21 protein-coding genes are annotated in these 22,249 nt (G+C 59.7%); 14 read left to right on the forward strand and 7 right to left on the reverse strand.

All coding sequences use genetic code 11. From position 1 onward, the window contains the following. Positions 1–136: 136 nt before the first annotated feature. A complete protein-coding gene (locus NXC24_RS06150; protein WP_104822500.1) occupies positions 137–1,231 on the forward strand; it encodes a porin in 1,095 nt (364 codons plus the stop codon). 126 nt (positions 1,232–1,357) lie between these two features. Here the strand turns inward: NXC24_RS06150 and NXC24_RS06155 are convergent, their stop codons facing one another. Together NXC24_RS06155 and NXC24_RS06160 are read right to left on the reverse strand one after the other, a co-directional pair. Then, entirely contained in the window at positions 1,358–2,248 is an 891-nt protein-coding gene (locus tag NXC24_RS06155) for an alpha/beta hydrolase (protein ID WP_104822501.1), read from the reverse strand. An 84-nt stretch (positions 2,249–2,332) separates the two neighbouring features. Next, a complete protein-coding gene (locus NXC24_RS06160) occupies positions 2,333–4,387 on the reverse strand; it encodes a lytic transglycosylase domain-containing protein (RefSeq protein ID WP_104822502.1) in 2,055 nt (684 codons plus the stop codon). Between the two features lie 218 nt (positions 4,388–4,605). Between NXC24_RS06160 and dapA the strand changes: the two genes are divergently transcribed. Continuing rightward, complete coding sequence (dapA, locus tag NXC24_RS06165; protein ID WP_104822503.1) at positions 4,606–5,490, forward strand: 4-hydroxy-tetrahydrodipicolinate synthase; 885 nt, start codon at positions 4,606–4,608, stop codon at positions 5,488–5,490. Positions 5,491–5,628: 138 nt separating this feature from the next. Further along, on the forward strand, positions 5,629–6,108 hold the full coding sequence (smpB, locus tag NXC24_RS06170) for an SsrA-binding protein SmpB (RefSeq protein ID WP_028753433.1): 480 nt from the start codon (positions 5,629–5,631) through the stop codon (positions 6,106–6,108). 253 nt (positions 6,109–6,361) lie between these two features. Here smpB and NXC24_RS06175 read toward each other — a convergent pair whose 3' ends face one another. Beyond that, a complete protein-coding gene (locus NXC24_RS06175) occupies positions 6,362–6,946 on the reverse strand; it encodes an NYN domain-containing protein (protein WP_104822504.1) in 585 nt (194 codons plus the stop codon). Between the two features lie 311 nt (positions 6,947–7,257). On the opposite strand from NXC24_RS06175, the gene rpoZ reads away from it, so the two are divergent. From rpoZ to recO, 11 genes are all read left to right on the forward strand, one after another. Then, positions 7,258–7,662, forward strand: coding sequence for a DNA-directed RNA polymerase subunit omega (gene rpoZ / locus NXC24_RS06180; protein ID WP_104822505.1), 405 nt, complete (start codon positions 7,258–7,260; stop codon positions 7,660–7,662). Positions 7,663–7,761: 99 nt separating this feature from the next. Then, positions 7,762–9,987 carry a bifunctional (p)ppGpp synthetase/guanosine-3',5'-bis(diphosphate) 3'-pyrophosphohydrolase gene (locus NXC24_RS06185; RefSeq protein WP_104822506.1) on the forward strand — a complete coding sequence of 742 codons (2,226 nt, stop codon included), beginning with the start codon at positions 7,762–7,764 and terminating at the stop codon, positions 9,985–9,987. Between the two features lie 190 nt (positions 9,988–10,177). Then, entirely contained in the window at positions 10,178–10,327 is a 150-nt protein-coding gene (locus NXC24_RS06190) for a DUF3563 family protein (protein ID WP_104822507.1), read from the forward strand. A 229-nt stretch (positions 10,328–10,556) separates the two neighbouring features. Beyond that, positions 10,557–11,144 carry a DUF2062 domain-containing protein gene (locus NXC24_RS06195; RefSeq protein WP_104822508.1) on the forward strand — a complete coding sequence of 196 codons (588 nt, stop codon included), beginning with the start codon at positions 10,557–10,559 and terminating at the stop codon, positions 11,142–11,144. Between the two features lie 40 nt (positions 11,145–11,184). Further along, on the forward strand, positions 11,185–11,589 hold the full coding sequence (gene acpS, locus NXC24_RS06200; RefSeq protein ID WP_104822509.1) for a holo-ACP synthase: 405 nt from the start codon (positions 11,185–11,187) through the stop codon (positions 11,587–11,589). Between the two features lie 115 nt (positions 11,590–11,704). Beyond that, positions 11,705–12,451, forward strand: coding sequence for a signal peptidase I (lepB, locus tag NXC24_RS06205; protein ID WP_104822510.1), 747 nt, complete (start codon positions 11,705–11,707; stop codon positions 12,449–12,451). Next, a complete protein-coding gene (gene rnc / locus NXC24_RS06210; protein ID WP_104822511.1) occupies positions 12,448–13,167 on the forward strand; it encodes a ribonuclease III in 720 nt (239 codons plus the stop codon). The genes lepB and rnc overlap by 4 nt, the downstream gene beginning before the upstream one ends. A gap of 28 nt (positions 13,168–13,195) precedes the next feature. Next, on the forward strand, positions 13,196–14,137 hold the full coding sequence (gene era / locus NXC24_RS06215) for a GTPase Era (RefSeq protein ID WP_104825037.1): 942 nt from the start codon (positions 13,196–13,198) through the stop codon (positions 14,135–14,137). A gap of 82 nt (positions 14,138–14,219) precedes the next feature. Next, positions 14,220–14,972 carry a Crp/Fnr family transcriptional regulator gene (locus NXC24_RS06220; protein ID WP_104822512.1) on the forward strand — a complete coding sequence of 251 codons (753 nt, stop codon included), beginning with the start codon at positions 14,220–14,222 and terminating at the stop codon, positions 14,970–14,972. Between the two features lie 200 nt (positions 14,973–15,172). Then, positions 15,173–15,706 (forward strand): response regulator, encoded by a 534-nt coding sequence (locus NXC24_RS06225; RefSeq protein WP_311319439.1) that lies wholly within the window; start codon positions 15,173–15,175, stop codon positions 15,704–15,706. A 59-nt stretch (positions 15,707–15,765) separates the two neighbouring features. Continuing rightward, the gene (gene recO / locus NXC24_RS06230; RefSeq protein WP_104822514.1) at positions 15,766–16,542 is read left to right on the forward strand and encodes a DNA repair protein RecO; all 777 of its coding nucleotides are present in this window, start codon (positions 15,766–15,768) and stop codon (positions 16,540–16,542) included. A 55-nt stretch (positions 16,543–16,597) separates the two neighbouring features. Here the strand turns inward: recO and NXC24_RS06235 are convergent, their stop codons facing one another. From NXC24_RS06235 to NXC24_RS06250, 4 genes are all read right to left on the reverse strand, one after another. Further along, positions 16,598–17,278 carry a peroxiredoxin-like family protein gene (locus tag NXC24_RS06235; RefSeq protein WP_104822515.1) on the reverse strand — a complete coding sequence of 227 codons (681 nt, stop codon included), beginning with the start codon at positions 17,276–17,278 and terminating at the stop codon, positions 16,598–16,600. 73 nt (positions 17,279–17,351) lie between these two features. Then, positions 17,352–20,597 (reverse strand): adenylate/guanylate cyclase domain-containing protein, encoded by a 3,246-nt coding sequence (locus tag NXC24_RS06240; RefSeq protein WP_104822516.1) that lies wholly within the window; start codon positions 20,595–20,597, stop codon positions 17,352–17,354. Between the two features lie 125 nt (positions 20,598–20,722). Beyond that, positions 20,723–21,571 carry an MOSC domain-containing protein gene (locus NXC24_RS06245; RefSeq protein WP_104822517.1) on the reverse strand — a complete coding sequence of 283 codons (849 nt, stop codon included), beginning with the start codon at positions 21,569–21,571 and terminating at the stop codon, positions 20,723–20,725. A gap of 9 nt (positions 21,572–21,580) precedes the next feature. Further along, positions 21,581–22,234 carry an HD domain-containing protein gene (locus NXC24_RS06250; protein ID WP_199773531.1) on the reverse strand — a complete coding sequence of 218 codons (654 nt, stop codon included), beginning with the start codon at positions 22,232–22,234 and terminating at the stop codon, positions 21,581–21,583. Positions 22,235–22,249 lie beyond the last annotated feature (15 nt).

The following is a 22,249-nucleotide window of genomic DNA, read 5'->3' on the forward strand; positions in this document are numbered from 1 at the left end:
TCCAACTCGGAAGCAAGACTTAGCGTCTTGGTTCTCCCAGATCAGGGGTCAACTTTGAACACAGGGGTGGGGTAGGGCCCGTCGATTTCTCGGCGCGAATTCTCATACCTAATCGATATTTAGAACTGGAGTTATTATGAACATCAAGAGCCTTCTTCTCGGCTCCGCTGCTGCGCTGGCAGCAGTTTCCGGTGCTCATGCAGCCGATGCCGTCGTTGCTGCCGAGCCGGAGCCGCTTGAATACGTTCGCATCTGCGACGCTTATGGCGCTGGCTACTTCTTCATCCCGGGTACCGAAACCTGCCTCAAGATCGGCGGCATGGTCCGTACCGAAGGCGGCTGGTACAACGCCTACAACCCGGGTCCGGGCGGCGATCGTGGCACCTACTGGCACACCCGCGCTCAGCTCAGCGTCGACACCGCAACGGACACCGAATACGGTCCGCTGAAGACCAACACCGTTTATCGTTTCGACTGGAACGACGGCAACGCTACGACCACCAAGCTGCTCTGGGCTAACATCAGCCTCGGCGGTTTCCTGGTTGGTAAGCAGGACTCGCAGTACAACCTGTTCGCAGGTTATGCCGGCGACGTCATCAACGACGACGTGGTCTATGACGGCCCGTACGAACTGAACCAGATCACCTACAACTACGATGCAGGCAACGGCTTCAAGGCTGTCGTCTCGCTTGAAGACTCCAACTCCGGTTCGGATACGTCTTCCTACGGCGGCGCTTGGGTTCAGTCCAAGGCTGACCACTATGCCCCGAACGTCGTTGCCGGCGTTGGCTACAAGGCTGGCAACTTCGGCTTCAAGGTTGTCGGTGGCTATGACTCGATCGTCGAAGAAGGCGCTATCAAGGCTCGTATCGACGCCGACTTCGGCGCGTTTACGGCCTTCTTGATGGGCGGCTGGAACACCGACGGCGACAAGCTGAACCAGTATGCCGGTTCGAACCTGAACGCATCTGCTTGCCCGGTTGGCCGTGGCGACCTCTGCGGCTGGGGTGACTGGGCTGTTTGGGGTGGCGTTGGCTATAAGATCAGCGACAAGCTGAAGTGGAACGTGCAGCTCGCTTACACCGACTCGAAGATCTTCGAAGCCACGACGAACCTCAAGTTCAACCCGGTTAAGAACCTGCTCATCGAGCCGGAAGTTACCTACACCAACTTCGATTCTGTAAACCAGGATCAGTGGGCTGGTATCCTCCGCTTCCAGCGCAGCTTCTAATTCGGTTATCAAAAACCGAATTAGCATACACTCTGATCTGACCTCCGATCAGAAGAGGATTGGCCCGGTTTTCCCAACCGGGCCTTTTCTATTCTGCGGCGCGTGGCGATGGTGCTGTGCGCAAGCTCAGATCGTTGCCAGAAAACGCCGAATCGCGGCCGGAATATCTCCGAGGTGCAGAATCGGAGCATGTCCTTGCCCGATAGCAATCTTTGCCGTCATGCCGGGATGGCGCCGTGCCATCTCCTCTAGGCTGGCTGTCGTCAGCAGCTTGGAGTTTTCCCCGCGAATCACCATCAAGGGGATGTTCTGAAACGCCTCGAACTGTGGCCAGAGATCCGGTAGCGGCGTTTCGAAATCGAGCGACTTCATCTGGACGGCAATAGCGGGATCGAAATCCGCTACGACGTTACCATCCTTGAGCGTATAGATCGCCCGAGCCATGTCGCGCCAATCGTCATCTGTAAGTGCCGTGAAAGCGCGACCGTGATTCTCCCGCAGAATCTCGACAGCATCGTCCCAATTGGCTGGCTTCCTGTTGCGGTTCAGATAGTCGCGGATATCGACAAGCCCTTCCTTTTCAAGAACGGGACCGATGTCGTTGAGAATGACGGCCCTCAGGATATCGGGATGGCCTGCCGCCAGCAGATGCAGGACAAGACCGCCGCGCGAGGTGCCGATGAAGACGGCCTTTGGTATATTCAGCGCGGCGCAGGTTGTGAGCACGTCCTGGGCCTCGACCACGAGATTATAGTGGCTCTTGTCGTCGTCCCAGGCCGATAAACCGCGTCCACGGGCATCGAGCGTAATCACCCTGCGCGGTGCCACCGGATCCCGCGACAAAAGCAGCGCCAACTCGTGGAAATCCCGGGAGTTGCGGGTCAGACCCGGCAAACAGACGATCGGGGCCAGGTTTAAGGCCGGCGAATCGCCGCTGTAATCGCGTGCGGAAAGCCTCAGCCCGTCCGGTGCAGTGATTGTTTTGATAACAAAGCCGCTCTCATCGTCATTACGCATCGATAGCCCTCGTGGATGGCGTTTCACGAGGGATGTAACGCGATTTTGTCGTCTTGAACAATGATGCTGGCGCCGTCGCGGAGTTTAGCCGCGTCCGTAGATCAGATCGTGCTCGATATCGGTTTTCTGTCCAAGGCGGGCCTTGTAGACCTGATAATTCTCCATGACGCGCTGGACATAGTTGCGCGTTTCGGGGAAGGGGATGCGCTCGATCCAGTCGACGACATCGTCGATCGATTTGCCGCGCGGATCGCCGTAGCGGCTGATCCACTCGGGAACCTTGTTTGGCCCGGCATTGTAGGCAATGAAAGTCAGGATGTAGGAGCCGCCGAAGGTGTCGATCTGCTCGCCGAGATAATGGGCCCCAAGCGTCGCGTTGTAGCCGGCATCCTGCGTCAGCTTGTCCGCGGAATAGGCTATGCCGTGACGGCCGGCGACGGCCTTGGCCGTCTTCGGCAGAAGCTGCAGCAGACCGCGCGCATTGGCGGAGGAGACTGCTGCCGGGTTGAAGGCACTCTCCTGCCGGGCGATGGCATAGGCGAGCGCCTTGCCGGAACCGGAAATATTGGCATTGTCCGGAATGACGCCGATCGGGAAGGCGAGCGCGGCGACGTCGACGCCGCGGCCATAGGCGATCTTGCCGACCTGCAAGGAAAGCTGATGATTGCCGGAGCGCTCGGCCCGTGCCGCCAGCATGGCGATCTCGCCGGGGCTCTGCAATTGTTTCGCCAGCGCCCGGTAAAGGGCATCAGCCCGCCAGCCGTGACCTGCCGCTTCAAGATGCGCGATGGCCTGAACGGCTTCGCGGGATTGGAAGCGCTCCCGGTCCTCGGTCGTCGGCGAGGGGTAGGTGACGTTCAGCGTCCGGCGGCCCAATTTTTCGGCCGCGAGCTGGCCATAGAATGTGCTGGGATAAGAGGCGGCCTTGGCATAGAAATCCGCCGCCTTGCCCGGACCGCCGGCTTCGGCGGAGCGGCCGAGCCAATACCAGGCGCGCGACAGCGAGATCGGACCGTTCGATATCTGCAGAATTTTGCGGAAATGCGTTGCGGCCGTCGCGCCGTCCTGCAATCCGCGCAGCGCATACCAGCCGGCATGGAATTCCGCCTCGCCGACATCCTGCGCACTCTCCGCGACGCTGGCGTCGACGATGCGATAGGCGGTTTTGAATTTACCTTGATCCACCAGGCCGCGGCTGACGATGCGCTGCTCATCCCACCATTGGCTGGTATTGACGAGTACGCTGCGGTCACGCGGCATCTGCATCAGCAGATTGGCGGCATCGTCATATTTGTCCTGGCGACGCAGGTTCTCGACCTGCATGAAGAGATAGGCGGGGTCCTTGCGCCATTGCGGATCGATAGTGGCGAGCAAAGTTCCGGCATTGGCGGAACGATTGTTGATTGCCGCCCAGGTCTTGTAGAGCGATTGCGCCCTGCCGAGATCGCCGAAACGCTTGGCCTGAGCGGTGCGGCCGCGATAAAGCAAATAGTCCATGCGCGCCTTATGATCGGCCGGCGACAGGAGGCTCGAGAATTCGGCAAGGATCTTGTCTTCGAAGGACTTATCGAGCCCCTCATTGCGCCAGATCTTGCGGATGAGTTTGGCCGCTTGCGCTGACGCACCGCGCGAAACCAGCGCGCGCGACAGGATGACAGCGCCTTCCGGTGTTTCCGGCTGCGAATTGCCAAAGGCGGCAAGCACTTGGTCGGCCGGCGGGTTTTCAGCGTAAAGCGCGCGTTCGGAATTGCCACGCAGGCTGGCGAGACCCGGCCAACCGGTAAGCTCACGCGCCGCCGCGGCGATTTCGCCGGAGGGAACGCCGGGCTGGCCCGAGGTAGCGATCGCCCAGGTCAGAATGTGACGGTCGAGCGTACCCTGGCTCATGCTGTTGCGGATGGCGAGCGCCTGCATCGGGTTCTTGCTGGAGAGGGCATCGAGACCGGCTTTCAGGTCGCCGCTGACGGGTGCTATTGCAGAGCCGCGCGGGATTGATCCGGTATTCAACGGATCCGGCATGGTCATCGCCACATCGGTCGTCTCGGGGGCCGATGTCTGCTCGCCGGGAAGCTGTGAGGCAAAAGTGCTCCATGCGACCGCCACGCCCATAGCGGTCAAGATCATCACAGGTCTTTTCATCCGGCTACTCACGACAAAAAACAGGCCCCCTCCATTTGCCGAAGTTTATATTAACGAAACCTTAGCGTTGGCCCGAATTTCAATCAATTATGATATCGGAAACTGCCCTTTACCATCGAAAGCGCGCTTGTCGCCGTCAAGGCAGCGCTCTATGGTGCGCGGATTCATAACCATGGATTGCGGCTGAAGCATGAAAGCGGCGCCGCGAGGAGACTTGCATGTTCCAGGGGTCCATTCCCGCACTCGTTACGCCCTTCACTGACGCCGGTAAGGTGGATGAAGCATCCTTCGCTTCCCATGTCGATTGGCAGATCAAAGAGGGCAGCAGCGGGCTCGTTCCCGTCGGCACGACGGGTGAATCGCCGACCCTGTCACATGATGAGCACAAGCGCGTCGTCGAGCTTTGCATCGAGGTGGCTGGCAAGCGCGTCCCGGTCATGGCCGGCGCCGGCTCCAACAATACCCGCGAGGCAATCGAGCTTGCCCAGCACGCCGAGAAGGTTGGCGCGAACGCAGTTCTGGTCGTGACGCCTTACTATAATAAGCCGACGCAGAAGGGGCTCTACGCCCATTTTTCGGCCATTGCCGAAGCGGTGAAGCTGCCGATCTATATCTACAATATTCCCGGCCGCTCGGTGGTCGACATGACGCCGGAGACGATGGGCGCGCTTGTCAAGGCGCATGGCAACATCGTCGGCGTCAAGGATGCGACCGGCAAGATTGAGCGCGTCTCCGAACAGCGCATCACCTGCGGCCACGACTTCCGCCAGCTTTCCGGCGAAGATGCGACGGCGCTTGGCTTCAACGCCCATGGCGGTGTCGGTTGTATCTCGGTGACGGCTAATGTCGCGCCGCGCCTCTGTGCCGAATTCCAGGCGGCGACGCTTGCCGGCGATTATGCCAAGGCGCTGGACTATCAGGATCGATTGATGCCGCTGCATAAGGCGATTTTCCTGGAGCCGGGGCTCTGTGGCGCGAAATACGGCCTTTCCCGCCTTGGCCGGATGAGCCGCAATGTGCGCTCGCCACTGCTCTCGACACTGGAGCCCGGCACGGAAGCGGCCATCGATGCCGCCATGCGCCACGCTGGTCTCCTGAACTGACGGGTACCAACGCTCTCACGAAATCCTCTAGCAAGACCGCTCTCTTCACAAGGAGGGCGGTCTCGCTTATTTAAGGGGTGAAACCTTGGCGCGCCGGTGGCCGCTGCCGGAATTGACGCACGAAAAAGAAGAAGAACCATGGCACCCAAAGGCAGCCAACGCGTGGTGAAGAAGATTGTCGCGGAAAACCGCAAGGCGCGCTTCAACTACGAGATCATCGACACCTATGAGGCGGGGCTCGTGCTGAAAGGCACCGAGGTCAAGTCGTTGCGCGAAGGCAAGGCCAATATCGCGGAATCCTATGCCTCCGATGAGGATGGCGAGATCTGGTTGATCAATTCCTATCTGCCGGAATATCTGCAGGCGAACCGCTTCAATCACGAGCCGCGGCGCCGCCGCAAACTCTTGCTTTCCGGCCGTGAGATCGGCCGGCTGCGCTCCGCTGTCAATCGCGAAGGCATGACGCTGATCCCGCTGAAGATTTATTTCAACGATAGCGGTCGTGCCAAGCTGGAGCTGGCGCTCGCCAAGGGCAAGAAGATCCACGACAAACGCGAATCCGAGAAGGAACGCGACTGGAACCGGCAGAAGAACCGGCTTCTCAAGGATAATGGGTGAGGGTGAGGAGCGGTCGGGCAAAGCCCGAGCAATCGATCCAGTGAATCGATTGCAGCGACGAACGCCCTGAGCCAAAGCGAAGGGCCGGCCGCCGCGGCAAACGCGGAAAGCTCCACCGTCTATGAAATTCCTCGCCGACAATCAAAGCCAGCAGTCAATCGATCGCAGCGACGAACACACTGAGACGAACGCCCTGAGCCAAAGCGAAGGGCCGGCTGCGGCGGCAGACACAGACGCTCCCGCCGATCCCGGATTAATCTTCGGCCTCTGCCGCAGCAGGCGCCGGTTCGACCGGGCGCTGCGGACGCTCGGAGGGGTCGCGGCCGATTTCGGCCTTCAGCGATACAAGATCGATGAAGTGATCGGCCTGGCGGCGCAGGTCGTCGGCGATCATCGGCGGCTGGGTGGACATCGTGGAGATCACGGACACCTTGCGGCCACGGCGCTGCAATGCTTCCACCAAGGTGGTGAAATCCCCGTCACCGGAAAAGATGACCAGGTGATCGACGGTTTCCGACTGCTCCATGGCGTCGATTGCCAGCTCGATATCCATGTTGCCCTTGATCTTGCGGCGGCCCATGGAGTCGGTGAATTCCTTCGCCGGCTTGGTAATGACCTTGTAGCCGTTATAGTCCAGCCAATCGATGAGCGGGCGGATCGAGGAATATTCTTGGTCTTCGATAAGTGCCGTATAGTAATAAGCGCGAAGCAGATATCCGCGCTTCTGGAAGGCCTTCAGCAGCTTACGATAGTCGATATCAAAACCAAGGCTTTTCGACGCAGCGTAAAGATTGGCGCCGTCTATAAAAAGTGCAATTTTTTCGCGTGGGTCGAACATCGCTTACATATCCATTGTTACCAAAACGCAATTACTTTTACCCAAAATGCAGTCAAAACAATGTCTTGTATGACGCCCAAGAATAATTCGTATTACTTTATGAATTATTCATATATCCGAGATTTAGGGCACGATTTATGATATTCCAAGCAACTGTAGGTTGAATGCGCGATTTGTCTAATGAATTTTAGCCCAATGTGGAGGGATTGGCAGCCCCGAAGCAGGAAAAACTTGAATTTGCCATCGTTTGCTTGTATCGGGCGTGCTACTCCGAGACATGATGACGACATCACGACCGCAAAGGACAGGCAATGGCCCGTGTCACAGTAGAAGATTGCATTGATAAAGTAGAAAACCGGTTCGAGCTCGTGCTGCTTGCCAGCCATCGCGCTCGCCTGATTTCGCAGGGTTCCTCGATCACCATCGACCGCGACAATGACAAGAACCCGGTCGTCGCACTGCGCGAAATCGCCGACGAGACGCTGTCTCCTGATGACCTGAAGGAAGACCTGATCCACTCGCTGCAGAAGCACGTTGAAGTCGACGAGCCAGAGCCCGATCCGGCAAGCCTCCTGGCCGCTGGCGCTGTCGCTTCTGCTTCGGGCGATGAGGAAGAAGATCAGCCGGAAGCCGTTACTTTCGATCAGATGTCGGAAGAAGAGCTTCTTGCCGGTATCGAAGGCCTTGTTCCGCCAGAAAAAAGCGACGATTACTGATCGTCGAGCTTGATGCTCTAACCAAGAGCGATATGATGAAGTAATGCGTGCGCCGGTCTTATGACTGGCGCGCTTTTATTTTGCGGGAGTAGCTTGGGAATGATGCGGCAATACGAGCTTGTCGAGCGTGTGCAGAAATACAAGCCCGATGCCAATGAAGCGCTTCTCAATAAGGCCTATGTTTATGCGATGCAGAAGCACGGGCAGCAGAAGCGTGCCAGCGGCGACCCCTATATTTCCCATCCCCTCGAAGTTGCCGCCATCCTGACCGACATGCGTCTGGATGAATCGACCATCGCCGTCGCGCTCCTGCATGATACGATCGAGGATACGACCGCGACGCGTGCCGAAATCGACGAACTGTTCGGTGAGGATATTGGCCGTCTTGTCGAAGGGCTAACCAAGATCAAGAAGCTTGATCTCGTCACCAAGAAGGCGAAGCAGGCCGAGAATCTGCGTAAGCTGCTGCTCGCAATTTCCGACGATGTCCGCGTGCTCCTGGTAAAACTGGCCGACCGCCTGCACAATATGCGCACGCTCGACCACATGTCGCCGGAAAAGCGTGCCCGCATTTCCGAAGAGACGATGGATATCTATGCGCCGCTTGCCGGCCGCATGGGTATGCAGGATATGCGCGAAGAGTTGGAGGAGCTTTCGTTCCGCCATATCAATCCGGAGGCGCACGACACGGTCACCAAGCGCCTGGAGGAGCTGTCGCGGCGCAACGAAGGCTTGGTGAAAAAGATCGAGACGGAACTGCGCGACTTGCTGGTCGCCAACGGCCTCGCCAACGCCATGGTCAAGGGCCGGCAGAAGAAGCCCTATTCGGTCTTCCGCAAGATGCAGTCGAAATCGCTTTCCTTCGAGCAGCTCTCCGATGTCTATGGCTTCCGCCTGCTCGTCGATGATGTTCCCTCCTGCTATCGCGCGCTCGGCATCGTGCATACGCGCTGGCGCGTCGTGCCCGGGCGGTTCAAAGATTATATCTCCACGCCGAAGCAGAACGACTACCGTTCGCTGCACACGACTATCGTCGGCCCGTCCAGCCAGCGCATCGAGCTGCAGATTCGCACCAAGCGCATGCATGAGATCGCCGAATTCGGCATCGCTGCCCATACGCTCTATAAGGACGGCACCAACAATAATGGCGATGGTGAACTGCTATCGCGCGAAAGCAATGCCTATTCCTGGCTGCGCCACACCATCGAGGCGTTGGCCGAAGGCGACAGCCCCGAAGAATTCCTGGAGCATACCAAGCTGGAACTGTTCCAGGATCAGGTTTTCTGCTTCACGCCGAAGGGCAAGTTGATCGCCCTGCCGCGCGGCGCGACGCCGATCGATTTTGCCTATGCCGTCCACACCAATATCGGCGACACCACCGTTGGCGCCAAGATCAACGGCCGGATCATGCCGCTGGTGACGCGCCTCTCCAATGGCGATGAAGTTGAGATCATCCGCTCTGGCGTGCAGGTGCCGCCGGCTGCCTGGGAAGAGATCGTCGTGACCGGCAAGGCGCGCGCCGCCATTCGCCGCGCAACGCGCCTTGCCATCCGCAAGCAATATGCCGGCCTCGGCCACCGCATTCTGGAGCGCACCTTCGAGCGCGCCGGCAAGGTCTTTTCGCGTGAAGCTCTGAAGCCGGCGCTACACCGCCTCGGCCAGAAGGATGTCGAGGACGCGATTGCTGCTGTCGGGCGAGGGGAGATGTCATCGCTCGATGTGTTGCGGGCCGTCTATCCGGATCATCAGGATGAGCGCGTCACGATCAAGCCCGCCGGCGACGAAGGCTGGTTCAATGTCCGCAGCGCCTCCGGCATGATCTTCAAGATCCCCGGCAAGACCAAGGCCGATCTCGCCGCCAGCGTCGAAGGCGTGGATGCCCTGCCGATCCGCGGCCTAGCAGCGGATGTCGACGTGCATTTCGCTCCGACCGGTGCCGTTCCCGGTGACCGTATCGTCGGCATCATGGAAAAGGGCAAGGGCATCACCATCTATCCTATCCAGTCACCGGTCCTGCAGCGTTTCGACGACCAGCCGGAGCGATGGATCGACGTACGCTGGGATCTGGATGAGGCCAACAAGTCCCGCTTCACCGCGCGCATTCTGATCAATGCGCTGAACGAGCCGGGAACACTAGCCAAGGTCGCGCAGACGGTCGCCGACATCGACGTTAACATCCGCCTTCTCAACACGGTGCGCGTTGCCGCCGACTTTACCGAGATGGCGCTGGATGTCGAAGTCTGGGATCTGCGCCAGCTCAATCAGCTCCTGGTGCAGCTCAAGGAGCTGGATTGCATTGCCACCGTGAAGCGGCTTTACGAATAATTATCTTTCGCGATGGCTCGATTGAAAGCCGATTGCATAGTTTGTGATCATTTAATGATCATATTTGCCTAAGTTCGGCCTAAGGCATGCGCCTGACGCATGGCTGCTTCTATTTTCGAGCTGTGGTAATTAACTTTTGTCACGCCTATCTTCTGGTCATCGAAGAAACGAAACAGAGATGAGTAAGACAATGTTTGGTCCTATCAAGAAATTCGCCCGCGCCCTGCGCGTTCCGAGTGCTGAAGAACGTGAAATGGCCTATCTGAATGGCTCGCACGACCGTTTTGACCTTGAATATCGTCAGCGTCAGGTCGATCGCGGTATCTTCCGCCAGCGTTAATCGCTGACAATACTTGCAAAATGGGAAGGGGCGTACCTGTTGTTGCGCCCTTGGGGCATCCCGCCGAAAGCAGACAGGATGTTCCGCCTCAAACAAAGCTGGAGTGGCCCGTTGATGTTCCTTGAACATGTGGCGCTCTGAAGAGTACAGGCGCTGCGGCCGGATAATCGACGCAAGATACGCTTTGCCGCTCTTGTCATGACGGCCCTCCCTGCACTAGATAAGCCGCATGTTATTTCGCCGCCGAAAACCACTGACGTTGAGTGAAAAACTGCGGGAGCATCTTTGGCCCCGCAAGGGTTTCATTCGCTCGTTCCAATATTTTGGGAAACGCCTTGTGCGCCTTGCCGCGTCGCCACATTCGGTGGCCGCTGGCTTTGCCGCCGGCATTGTCGTGTCCTGGACACCGTTCATCGGCGTGCACTTCATCATGGCGATTATTATCGCCTATGTCGTCGGCGGTAACGTGATCGCGGCCGCGCTCGGCTGTCTGGCGGCCGGCAATCCCATCACCTATCCTTTCATCTGGGGCCTCACCTGGGAAATCGGCCATCTGATCCTGGCGCGCGATAGCGGCGGTCAGGGCGGTGGCGTCGATCTGCCGGCGCTGTGGCATAAGGGCGATCTGCTGCAGATTTGGGACCCGATCCTGAAGCCGATGCTGATCGGCGGCATTCCGCCGGCAATCGTCACGGGCGTCGTCGTCTATGCGTTGACCTATTATGGCGTGAAGAGCTTCAAGAGCCGCCGCAAGGCCCGGCTGATGGAGCGGGCGCGCGAACGCCTGGCCCTTGCCGAGAACGCATCGAGCGTCTGACGGAACGCGGCGCCGTAGCGGCTGGCTGGAGGGCCTTCTCATGATCATCGGGATAGGCAGCGACCTTATCGACATCCGCCGCGTGGAAAAGTCGATCGAACGCTTCGGCTCGCGGTTCACCGAACGCTGCTTCACCGATATCGAGCGCGCCAAATCCGAAGGGCGCAAGAACAAGGCTGCGTCATACGCCAAGCGCTTCGCTGCCAAGGAAGCCTGCTCCAAGGCACTTGGTACAGGTCTGGCGCAGGGCGTTTTCTGGCGCGACATGGGCGTCGTCAACCTGCCGAGCGGCAAGCCGACCATGCAGTTGACGGGCGGTGCGGCCAAAAGGCTGGCGGCGATGCTGCCGGAAAATCATCGCGCCGCCATTCATTTGACGATAACCGATGATTTCCCTCTCGCTCAGGCCTTTGTGATCATCGAAGCACTGCCGATTGCGGGCTGAATGACGACCGTGTGTCGCTTTTAATACCTGCGCCATTGCCGCCGTGGTATGAAGCGGATAGAGAGTGCCTGAAAGTGAAGTGCGCCGGTGGGGTGCGAAAAAGGAATAAGACTGCGTGTCCGAGAAAGCCGAAAAACAGCAGAATGTCCTGTGGGAAAACATCAAGGTCATCGTACAGGCTCTAGTCCTGGCCATGATCATCCGCACGGTACTATTTCAACCCTTCACCATTCCGTCCGGCTCGATGATGCCTACGCTTCTTGTTGGCGACTATATCTTCGTCAATAAGTTCGCTTACGGTTATTCGAAATATTCTCTGCCCTTCTCGCCGGATCTGTTCAGCGGCCGCATCTTAGGCAGCGAACCCAAGCGCGGCGATGTCGTGGTCTTCCGCTTCCCGCCGAATCCGGATGTCGATTACATCAAGCGCGTCATCGGCCTGCCGGGTGACCGTATTCAGGTGAAGAACGATATCCTCTACATCAACGGCCAGGCTGTCCCGCGGGAGCCGCACGGAACCTTCGCCTCGGATTACAGCCAGGAGCCGGGCGACGACATCCCTGTTTACAGCGAGCGCCTGCCGGATACCGGCAAGGTCTACGACACGCTCGATCTGTCGCAGACGTCGCGTGGTGACAACACCCAGGAATATGTCGTGCCGCCGGGCAACTATTTCATGATGGGCGACAACCGCGACAATTCCGACGACAGCCGTTTCGACGTCGGTTACGTGCCGGCTGAGAACCTGATCGGCCGTGCCAGCGTTATTTTCTTCTCGCTCGGCCACGACACCTCGTTCCGCGAAATCTGGAAATGGCCGACCAACATGCGTTGGGACCGCATCTTCAAGGTTGTCGAATGACGAAGACCCAGACGCTCCCGCAGGCGGATCGTGTCAGGCTTGAAGCCGTCATAGGCCACGAATTCGCTGAGAAGGGGCGCCTCGACTGGGCTCTGACGCATGCCAGCGCCCGAACGCATAAGGCCGGCAACTATGAGCGGCTGGAATTTCTCGGCGACCGGGTTCTCGGCCTTTGCATCGCAGAGCTCCTTTTTCAGACCTTTGGCACGGCGACCGAGGGCGAGCTCTCGGTGCGCCTCAACCAGCTTGTCAGCGCCGAGACCTGCGCCGAAGTCGCCGATGAGATGCAACTGCATCTCTTCATCCGCACGGGCGCCGATGTAAAGAAGTTGACCGGCAAGCGCATGCTGAACGTGCGCGCCGATGTGGTGGAAAGCCTTATTGCGGCGCTCTATCTCGATGGTGGCCTCGAGGTGGCGCGCAAATTCATCCTGCGCTACTGGGAGCGCCGGGCTATCCGTGCGGACGGTGCCAGACGCGATGCCAAGACGGAATTGCAGGAATGGGCGCATGCGAAATTCGGCGTCACGCCCGTTTACAGGGTTGATGACCGCAGCGGACCGGATCATGATCCCCGCTTCACGGTAACGGTGGAAGTGGCGGGAACGGCGCCCGAGACCGGGATAGAACGCTCCAAGCGCGCCGCCGAGCAGGTGGCTGCGACACGGATTTTGGAGCGCGAAGGTGTATGGCAGCCCCAGTCTCTTCAAAAATGAAAATGACTGCCTAGAAATGACGGAAAAAATGACCAATCAGGAAGACCCGGCCGGCGAAGGTGCGGCTGAAAATATCGGCCCTACGCATTCGGGTTTCGTGGCCCTCATCGGCCCGACCAATGCGGGCAAGTCGACGCTCGTCAACCGGCTCGTCGGCGCCAAAGTATCGATCGTCAGCCATAAGGTGCAGACGACGCGCGCCATCGTGCGTGGCATCGCCATCCACAACAATGCGCAGATCGTCTTCATGGATACGCCCGGCATCTTCAAGCCGCGCCGGCGCCTCGATCGCGCCATGGTGACATCAGCCTGGGGCGGCGCCAAGGATGCGGATTTCATCATGCTCCTGATCGACAGCGAGCGCGGAATACGCGGCGATGCCGAAGCCATTCTCGAAGGATTGAAGGAAGTTTCCCAGCCAAAGATCCTTGTTTTGAACAAGATCGACCGCGTCCGTCGCGAGGACCTGCTGGCGCTCGCCGCCGCCGCCAACGAGAAGATCGCCTTCGAGCAGACCTTCATGATTTCGGCCGAAAACGGTTCGGGCTGCGACGATGTTATGGACTATCTGGCAAAGACCCTGCCGGAGGGTCCTTGGTATTATCCCGAAGACCAAATTTCAGACCTGCCGATGCGTCAGCTCGCCGCCGAAATAACCCGCGAAAAGCTGTTCCTGCGCCTGCATCAGGAGCTTCCCTATTCCTCGCACGTCGAAACGGAAAAATGGGAAGAGCGCAAGGACGGTTCGGTTCGGATCGAGCAAGTGATCTATGTCGAGCGCGAAAGCCAGAAGAAGATTGCGCTGGGCAAATCAGGCGAAACGATCAAGGCGATCTCAACGGCCTCTCGCAAGGAACTGTCCGAAATTCTCGAACAGCCGGTGCACCTTTTCCTTTTCGTCAAGGTGCGTGAGAATTGGGGCGACGATCCGGAACGCTTCCGCGAAATGGGACTTGAGTTTCCGCGCTGAGGGAACAATTCCCCGTTGAGTGTCTTACCTTACGACTGCCATCGGACAGATCGCTTCAACCGAAGCGATCTAAGAGGCGTGAATGGTCAAGACCACGACGATGCACAGGAAAAAAACGCCGTGCCAGCTCTGTCCGCTGCGGCGATTGCCGCATTTTCGCGAATTCAGTCGCGATGAGCTGAGTTTCGTCTCGGATTTCAAGAAGGGTGAGCTTGTCGTCGACGACGGTGCGACGATCTTTCTGGAGGGTGCCCACAGCGCCCACCTTTTCACGATCCTTTCCGGCTGGGGCTTTCGCTATAAAACCCTCGAAGACGGACGCAGGCAGATCCTCAACTATGTGATGCCCGGCGACCTCATCGGCCTGCAAGGCTCGATCATGGGCGAGATGCAGCATTCGACCGAGGCTTTATCGCCGGTCTCGCTCTGTGTTTTCGAGCGTGCGGAACTGATGGCGCTCTACAACAAGCATCCGTCGCTCGCCTTCGATCTCACGTGGATCGCCGCGCGCGAAGAACGCATTTTGGATGAACACCTCTTAAGCATCGGTCGCAGGTCCGCGCTGGAAAGAGCCGCCTATCTGCTCGCCTACCTGCATCAACGGGCTAAGGCCCTGCATCTCTTCGACGGCAGCAAGGTCATTCCTATCACGCAGCAGCACATCGCCGACACCCTCGGTCTCTCCATCGTTCATACGAACAAGACATTGAAAAAGCTGTCGGAACGCGGCTTGATTCGCTGGCATGAACGCGGCTGCGACGTGTTGAATGGTCAAGGACTCGCCGCGCTCGCTGAGTGGGACGGGCTGGATGCGGGCGTGCGACCGTTCATCTGACGTGGTGGCAATGATGTGGCCGCCACATGTCTTTTTTAAATGTTCATGACGAGTGTATCAGCATAGACTACATTTTCGTCACTTTTCGACCAGTTTCACCTTTTACTAACCGCGGCGGCAGATGCGTTTGGAGCATGATGACGAGCCCATAGTCCGGCGGGACAAAAAGTGCGAAGCGGGTCAGGGCAAGGTCATGTCACATGAGATCTAGCCAATACGGATGGGGGAATGCCATCCATTCAACACGGGCCGATGATTGGCGCCGGAGGGATAGATGTGGGAATGTTTACGGGGCACGGCGCCGCTTGGCGCAGGGATGCGGGGACGGCGCTGATATGACGGTTCAGCGCGTTCTCATTTTGGAAGACAATCTGATCATTGCCATGGAGGCGGAGGAAATCCTTCGTCTCATTGGGGTCAAGGAGGTGGAAATCGCCTCGAACCTGGAGCAGGCAGTCAACGCCATTCATACCGAGCGTTATGATTTTGCGATGTTGGACGTCAATCTGGGGGAGTCGATGAGTTTCGGCTTTGCCCGGTTGCTGAGGGAGCGCGGCATCGCCTTCGGCTTCGTCAGCGGCTATCCCGATACACTCGATTTTCCACCCGATTTGCGGCATGTGCCGTTGCTCAACAAGCCTTTCGACGAGGCCGCCATGTGGGCGTTCGTCGACAGGCTGGCACCGGCAGAGCCATCAAGCAGCCCGCTACCAAGCGGATCGTCTGACATGTGACAGCGCCTGCCGTTTGTCCTAAACTCGAATCACGACATTCTATAGGACGAACCGGGCCGATGCAGTGGCAGGATCAGGCGATCATCTTGGGCGTCAAACGCCTTGGCGAGACGAGTGTCGTCGCCGAGGTGATGACGCGTGATCGCGGCCGGCACATGGGGTTGGTGCGCTCCGGCCGGTCCCGCGCCATGCAGCCGGTGCTGCAGGCTGGCAATCTGGTCGAAGTGACCTGGCGGGCACGGCTGCATGAGCATCTCGGCGAGTTCCGCATGGAGCCGGTGCGATTGCGGGCGGCGAGGCTGATGGAGACGGCGACCGCCGTCTATGGCGTGCAAGCCATGGGCGCTCTGCTGCGCCTGCTGCCTGAGCGTGACCCGCATCCGCATCTCTATGATGCGCTGAATGTGATTCTCGAAAACCTGCAGAACCCCATGGATGCCGGCGAACTTTTCGTCCGCTTCGAGCTGGCGGTCCTCAATGACCTGGGTTTCGGCCTCGATCTGACGGAGTGCGCGGCGACGGGTACGCACGACGATCTTGCCTTTGTTTCGCCGAAGACCGGGCGAGCCGTCTGCCGTGCCGCAGGCCTGCCTTGGGCCGACAAGATGCTGGTGTTGCCGCCTTTCCTCGCCGCTGGCGCCGTCGAAGCAGCGGATGCCGGCAGTCTCGCTGCCGCCTTCCGCCTGACCGGCTTTTTCCTGCATCGCCATGTCTACGAACCGCGTGGCATAGAGATCGCCGCAGCGCGCGACGGCTTCGTCCAGGCGGCGTTGAAAGCGCTAAATGCGGCGTCCTTAGAAGCACAGGAGCGGCCGAGCATTGCCGCAAAAAGATAGAGCATAATCCGAAAGGATCATGCTCTAAGGCGTAATTCAGAGCTGAAAAAGCGCTTCAAACAGCCATATTCGATGCTGCCGACATGACTTCCCGTGGGGCGGGAATGCCAAACATATGGCGGCCAGCCTCTTCGACCTCCGTGAACGACCAGCGGATGACACCATCCCGATCGAGCAGGAATTCGCCGACAAGCTGGCCTTCGCCGGTGGCGATCATCCGCTTGTCATCCTCGTTGACTTCATAGCCGTCCGCCTTGTCGAGGAATTCCATCGCTGCCATCGGGTTCATGGGCTCTGGAAGCTCGCCCGGCAGATCGATGCGCATCGACATCACCGCATCCATGCTGACCTTGTGCGGCCAGTCATTCTCAGCCTCGGTAAACTGAAGATTCGGCAGGCCGAAGGCCTTGTGCGATACCCGTTCCGGGTCTGAGGCCGCCAGCAGATTGGGAAGCGGATGGTAGCGGAAGTAGAGGCGGGCGCGCTCGATCGGCGTGTTGACGACGGTCAGGCTGTCTATGCCTTTTTCCTGCAATGCATCGGTGAGCTCGGCCATGGCGGCGATCTGCCGGCGACAGAAGGGGCAATGCAGCCCGCGGAACAATCCGACAAACACCGGCTTCTGGCCGCGAAAATCGTCGATGGCGACCTTGCCCTGCCGCGTGATCGCATCCAGCACGACGTTCGGTGCGCGATCTCCAGGCTGCAATGGTCTTCCGGCGTGGTTCTCCTGCATGGTTCGTTCCTCCCTTTAAGTGCTTGAATCGATTCTCCCAATGGATCTCCGACGACCATCATGACGAGGACAATCAGTCGAGAAACGGCAATACGACGAGTGTGCCTGGATCGAGGTTGTGGCGGATGCACACATCCTGTGCCAGCGAGAAATACCGTTCCGCCTCATCCATGTCGTCATGCTCAAGGCTCAGTGTCGCCAGGCCATCATAGCACGGAAAAAGCAGTTGCGGTTCGTCAATTTCCTTCGCGACCTCAAGGGCTTCCTCGTAATACTTACGAGCTAGCTTCGGCTGCCCATGGCATTGATGGATCTGCCCGAGGACGATCAGCGGTACGGAGAGATGGTCACGCTGATCGAGTGCGCGATCGATCTCCACTGCCTTCTCCGCCGCCGGCACACCTTCGGCGGCGCAACGATCCGTGAAGGTGCAGCAGGAAACGGCGAGGTTGGCGAGAAGGCGTGCCTGGAAGCCGAGATCGCCGATCCGGGTTGCGACCTCCAGCCCGCGCCGGCAAACTTTGATGGCGTTGGCCGGATCGACAATCGTGTAGAGTACGCCGAGATTGGAATAAGCGCGGCACGCGGCACTTTGCAGATCGGCCTTTTCGGCAACGGTAAGGCTGCGCTCTACTTCCTGTACGGCATCGCGGCGACGACCGAGCCGCGCCAGTGCCGCGCCCTTGGTGTTCAGCGCCTCCGCCATCGCTCGCGCTGCCTCCCGTCCGGCCTCGGTCGTTCCGTCGATCGGTAGCGTTTGCAGCCGCTGCAGGGCCTGCGTAGCCCATTCAGCGGCAGCGGCCTGATCGCCCATGCGGAACGCCAGATGACCGCGTTCCTGCAGGAGATGCGCATGTTCGATCGGCGCATCGATCGTCGCGATCATGGCTTCGGCCTCGGCGCAATGTGCTTCCGCTTGATCGCGGCGGCCCGCCTCGAGGTGCAGCCGGCCGATCTTACGCAATATCCTCGCCGCAGCGATCCGATCGTCTCCGGTGCGATGGATCGCAAGCGCTTGCTGATAGTGATTAAAGGCGGCGTCGCGGCGACCGGCAGGGCCGCAGAGATCGGCGAGACGCTCCAGGAGCGCCAATTGTTCCGGGGCCACCTCCGGCTCGTTTGCAAAGGCGGCAAGCGCTTGGCGGTAGAGGCGCATCGCGTCGTCATTGGCGTAGGTCTTGCGCGCCAGATCGCCGGCAGCCATCAGGTAGCTGGCCCCCTTTGCCTTCTCGGTGGTCAGGCTGAAATGATGACCGAGCTGTGACAGATGCTCCGGCCGGTCGGGCGCTGAGCCATATTGGCGCTCCAGAACCCGTCCGATCCGGTGATGAAGCTCCATGCGCCGTTGCAGCAGGAGATTATGGTAGATGACGTCATGCAGCAGGGATTGGCTGAAGCGATAGGCGGGAGAAACACCGGCATCAGGCCCGCGCAATTCCTCGATGATATTTGCATCGCAGAGATAGTCCAACGCAGCATCGATGGCAGTCGGGTCGGTGGCGACGGAGCGGAGCAGGGCAGTGTCGAACTTCGGGCCGACCACCGCCGCCTCCTGCGCCAACCGTCTAATCTCCTGCGGCAGACGATCGACGCGGGCAAGCAAGAGAGCCTGCAGATTGACTGGAATATCGACATCCGTCTCTTCCGCCGCAACTTGCCAGCGTTGACCGTCATTGTGCAGCCTGCCCATATCGATCAATCCCCGCAGGATCTCTTCGATGAAGAGCGGATTGCCGCCGGCGCGATCAAGGATGCGCTTGCGCATCGCGACCGGCAGCTTGCTATGGCTCTCGCCGAAAAACGCGGCGAGCAGCTTCTGCCCGTCGGTTGCGTTGAGTGGGCCAAGACGTTGGACGGTAACGCTGACGCGATTGGAGTCCAGCGGGTCGATCTGCGATGTCGGCCGGTAGATCGCAAGCAGCATCAGCCGGCTGCGCTCCAGCCGATCCAGCATGAAGCGAAGCACTTCCAGCGAGGCCGCGTCCGCCCAATGCAGATCCTCGATGACAAGCAGTAGGGGACCTTGCGCCAGCCGCCGCTCGAACACCGTGCGGACCGCATAGAAGATCTGCCGCCGCAACTGTTCCGGCTCGATGTGCCGCAGCGCTCCACTGGGGTCACCGAGGCCGAGGACATGCAGAAAGAGCGGCGAAAGTCCCTCAACATCCTCCTGCGTGAGATCCAGCGCGCGGAAACCCGTCGCCAGCAATTGTCGCGTCCTGTCGAGATTGTCCCGCTCGCCGATGCCGTAAGCACTGCGCACGACCGCGGCAAGCGTGCCATAGGACTGTTCGCCGAGAGGGGAGCAGGTCGCCTTGCGGATGGCTAGGCCCTGAAAGCGGGCTGCATTGCCGGCGATCCCGATGAATTCATTGACCAGCCGCGACTTGCCGATGCCGGCTTCGCCGATGAGGCGGACAAGTTGCGCCGCACCGCCGCAGGCAAGGTCGAGACAGGTCAATAGCCGCGACAATTCGGTATCCCGTCCGATCATCGGGGCCCGCAGGCCGAAACTCTCTAGCCCGCGCGCCGTATGCGGTGCCTCCAAAGGTCCTGTCAGCCGATGGACAAGCACGTTGCCGCTTTTGCCGCGCAAGGCTTGGGCGCCGAGGCTGTCGAAAGCGAAGGCATGGCGGGTGAGACGATAGGTCAGCGGCCCGACGAGGATATCGTTTTCGCCGGCCATGGATTGCAGGCGTTGGGCGGTATTCACCGTGTCGCCGGTGACGGAATAGGATTTTGTGCTAACGGCGCCGAAGCCGCCGGTGACGACCGGGCCGCTGTTGATGCCGATATGCAGACGCAGCGGCACGCCGGCCCGAGGCTGCCAGCGCTCGCCGACCTGTGTTGCCCGATCGATCATGTTGAGCGCAGCATTCAGTGCCCGCATCGGATCGTCCTCATGGGCAACCGGCGCGCCGAACAGAGCCAGCAGCGCATCGCCGACGAACTTGTCGACAAAGCCGCCATAGGCCTCGACTGCCTGGGTCATCTCTTCGAACAATTCGTTCTGCAGCACCCGCATCACTTCCGGGTCGATCTGCTCGCTCAATGTCGTGAAGCCACAGAGATCGGCAAAAAGCACGGTTACCGGTCGCCGGTCGGCATCGTCCCCGGATTTTGCTGGCGGAGCCTCGATGATCTGCTTGGCTGCGGATGGGGCTTTGTCGGAAATCGCGGCGCCGCATCGGGGGCAGAAGGCAAAATCAGGCTGGCAGGGAAAGCCGCACGCAGCGCAGGAGATAGGTTGCTTTGCGCCGCATCGCGGACAGAAAGCAAAGCCGCTCTGAATATCGAAACCGCAGCCCGCACATTCCATCGGACGCACCTCGAAAAAGCCCGGTGCGCCACGGCTCCTTCAGCCGCAACCAACGGTCTTCAATATGGCGATAAACATGAACCTGCTGCCTCATGCCCGCAAGCACTAAACAAGTGGTAGAACCACTATCGCCGTTTGAATGACCAGCCCTCGGGCCGCCCCTCGATCACGGTCACCGTATCGCCGATCTTTACCGTGCCTTCGCCGCGCGGTGCGGCATTCCAGCCGAAGAGCGGACCGGGGACGCGGCGGTCGGCAGACATGCGGACGCGGCCCATGGCGGGCATCGGGTTCGGAACGTCGCGCGAGCCGGTTTTCTGGTCCTGCGTCGTCATGATGCAGCGGGCGCATGGCTTGACGAGATCGAGCCGAATGCCGCCGATCTCGATCGCCGCCCAGCGGTCCTCGGGCCACTCCTCATCGCAGTCGATGACGATGTTGGGGCGAAAACGCTCCATGCCGACCGAACCCTCGCTATGGGTGGCAAGATCGGCATTTAGCGCCTTCAGCGAGCCGGTGGTGGTGATCAGGATCTGGTATCCGTCGACGAAGGTAACCGGCGCGTCGCCGCCGGCCCATTCCGGATTGGCGACGCGCTTGGCGAGCCTGTCGAAGAAGACCATTTTGACGTCGCGACAGAGCCACGCCGACAGGGCCTTGTTGGTTTCCTCGTCGGCAACAGAAGCGCTGACATCCGATTTCCAGACGACGACATCCATGCGGTTGTCCGGGTGCGGCGGAGGCACGATGATGTCGGCCTTGCCCTCCATTTTCAGACGCAGATAGGAGGGGCCAGGCTGGATGTCGATGCGGGCAAGATCCTGCAATTCGCGTTGCGTGATGAATTGGCCTGATGGTTCGACCAGCATGGCGCGACGATCGCCGACCAGGCCGAAAGCGTCGACGGAGGCGGATGGAATGGCAATGCCGCGCGCACTCTTGAGCGGATAGATGAAGAGATCGCTGATCCGCATGAATAGCCCTCAGATTTCGTCGATGAACATTGCCAGCACCGTCTTCAACCGCTCGTGCCGCTCGCCGGCAAACCTGCGGCCGGTTTCGGTTTTAAACCCATCCGCTAGTTTGAACAGCTTTGTCTCGAAATGGTCAATGGCGAAGCGCTTGTCGTCCAGCGGCCGCTCTGTCGCGAGCGGGTCGAACGGATCGTAGAGGCCCGAGCCCAGGCGCCCCGCGATATAGAAACAACGGGCAGCGCCGACCATGCCGATCGCATCCAGCCGGTCGGCATCCTGCAGCATTTTCGCCTCCGGCGTTTCCGGCGGAATATTGGCGGAAAAGCTGTGCGTGGTGATCGCGTGCGATACGGCGGCGATATCCTCGCCAGCCCATCCAAGCTCCCTCAGGATGCCCGAGGCCTTCTCGGCTGCCAGCCGCGATGCCTGGGCGCGATGCGGCGAATTTTTCTCCACCGAGACGCAATCATGCAGCAATACGGCGGCGGCGAGGATGCGGGCATCGCCGCCTTCTTCGGCCTGGATCGACATGGCGCTCTTGAAGACGCGCAGGATGTGGGCGACGTCGTGCGAGCCGTCGTCGCCATCGGCCGCATGTGGAATAAGCTGCGCGGCGAGCGTCTCGAACGGGGCAAAGGCCCGCGCCATCCTGTTGGTATCCATCTTCGGCCCCATGTC

Origin of the sequence: Rhizobium sp. NXC24, from assembly GCF_002944315.1 — a bacterium.
Lineage (GTDB): Bacteria > Pseudomonadota > Alphaproteobacteria > Rhizobiales > Rhizobiaceae > Rhizobium.

Excerpts from the sequence above, each read along its gene's own strand:
- NXC24_RS06190 (WP_104822507.1), top strand. The coding sequence starts at position 10,178 with ATGTTTGGTCCTATCAAGAAATTCGCCCGCGCCCTGCGCGTTCCGAGT.
- NXC24_RS06175 (WP_104822504.1), bottom strand. The coding sequence starts at position 6,946 with ATGTTCGACCCACGCGAAAAAATTGCACTTTTTATAGACGGCGCCAAT.
- rpoZ (WP_104822505.1), top strand. The coding sequence starts at position 7,258 with ATGGCCCGTGTCACAGTAGAAGATTGCATTGATAAAGTAGAAAACCGG.
- NXC24_RS06240 (WP_104822516.1), bottom strand. The coding sequence starts at position 20,597 with ATGGAATGTGCGGGCTGCGGTTTCGATATTCAGAGCGGCTTTGCTTTC.
- NXC24_RS06235 (WP_104822515.1), bottom strand. The coding sequence starts at position 17,278 with ATGCAGGAGAACCACGCCGGAAGACCATTGCAGCCTGGAGATCGCGCA.
- recO (WP_104822514.1), top strand. The coding sequence starts at position 15,766 with ATGCAGTGGCAGGATCAGGCGATCATCTTGGGCGTCAAACGCCTTGGC.
- NXC24_RS06185 (WP_104822506.1), top strand. The coding sequence starts at position 7,762 with ATGATGCGGCAATACGAGCTTGTCGAGCGTGTGCAGAAATACAAGCCC.
- NXC24_RS06150 (WP_104822500.1), top strand. The coding sequence starts at position 137 with ATGAACATCAAGAGCCTTCTTCTCGGCTCCGCTGCTGCGCTGGCAGCA.
- NXC24_RS06220 (WP_104822512.1), top strand. The coding sequence starts at position 14,220 with ATGGTCAAGACCACGACGATGCACAGGAAAAAAACGCCGTGCCAGCTC.
- NXC24_RS06245 (WP_104822517.1), bottom strand. The coding sequence starts at position 21,571 with ATGCGGATCAGCGATCTCTTCATCTATCCGCTCAAGAGTGCGCGCGGC.
- NXC24_RS06250 (WP_199773531.1), bottom strand. The coding sequence starts at position 22,234 with ATGGATACCAACAGGATGGCGCGGGCCTTTGCCCCGTTCGAGACGCTC.
- NXC24_RS06195 (WP_104822508.1), top strand. The coding sequence starts at position 10,557 with ATGTTATTTCGCCGCCGAAAACCACTGACGTTGAGTGAAAAACTGCGG.
- NXC24_RS06160 (WP_104822502.1), bottom strand. The coding sequence starts at position 4,387 with ATGAAAAGACCTGTGATGATCTTGACCGCTATGGGCGTGGCGGTCGCA.
- NXC24_RS06225 (WP_311319439.1), top strand. The coding sequence starts at position 15,173 with ATGAGATCTAGCCAATACGGATGGGGGAATGCCATCCATTCAACACGG.
- smpB (WP_028753433.1), top strand. The coding sequence starts at position 5,629 with ATGGCACCCAAAGGCAGCCAACGCGTGGTGAAGAAGATTGTCGCGGAA.
- NXC24_RS06155 (WP_104822501.1), bottom strand. The coding sequence starts at position 2,248 with ATGCGTAATGACGATGAGAGCGGCTTTGTTATCAAAACAATCACTGCA.
- rnc (WP_104822511.1), top strand. The coding sequence starts at position 12,448 with ATGACGAAGACCCAGACGCTCCCGCAGGCGGATCGTGTCAGGCTTGAA.
- acpS (WP_104822509.1), top strand. The coding sequence starts at position 11,185 with ATGATCATCGGGATAGGCAGCGACCTTATCGACATCCGCCGCGTGGAA.
- era (WP_104825037.1), top strand. The coding sequence starts at position 13,196 with ATGACCAATCAGGAAGACCCGGCCGGCGAAGGTGCGGCTGAAAATATC.
- dapA (WP_104822503.1), top strand. The coding sequence starts at position 4,606 with ATGTTCCAGGGGTCCATTCCCGCACTCGTTACGCCCTTCACTGACGCC.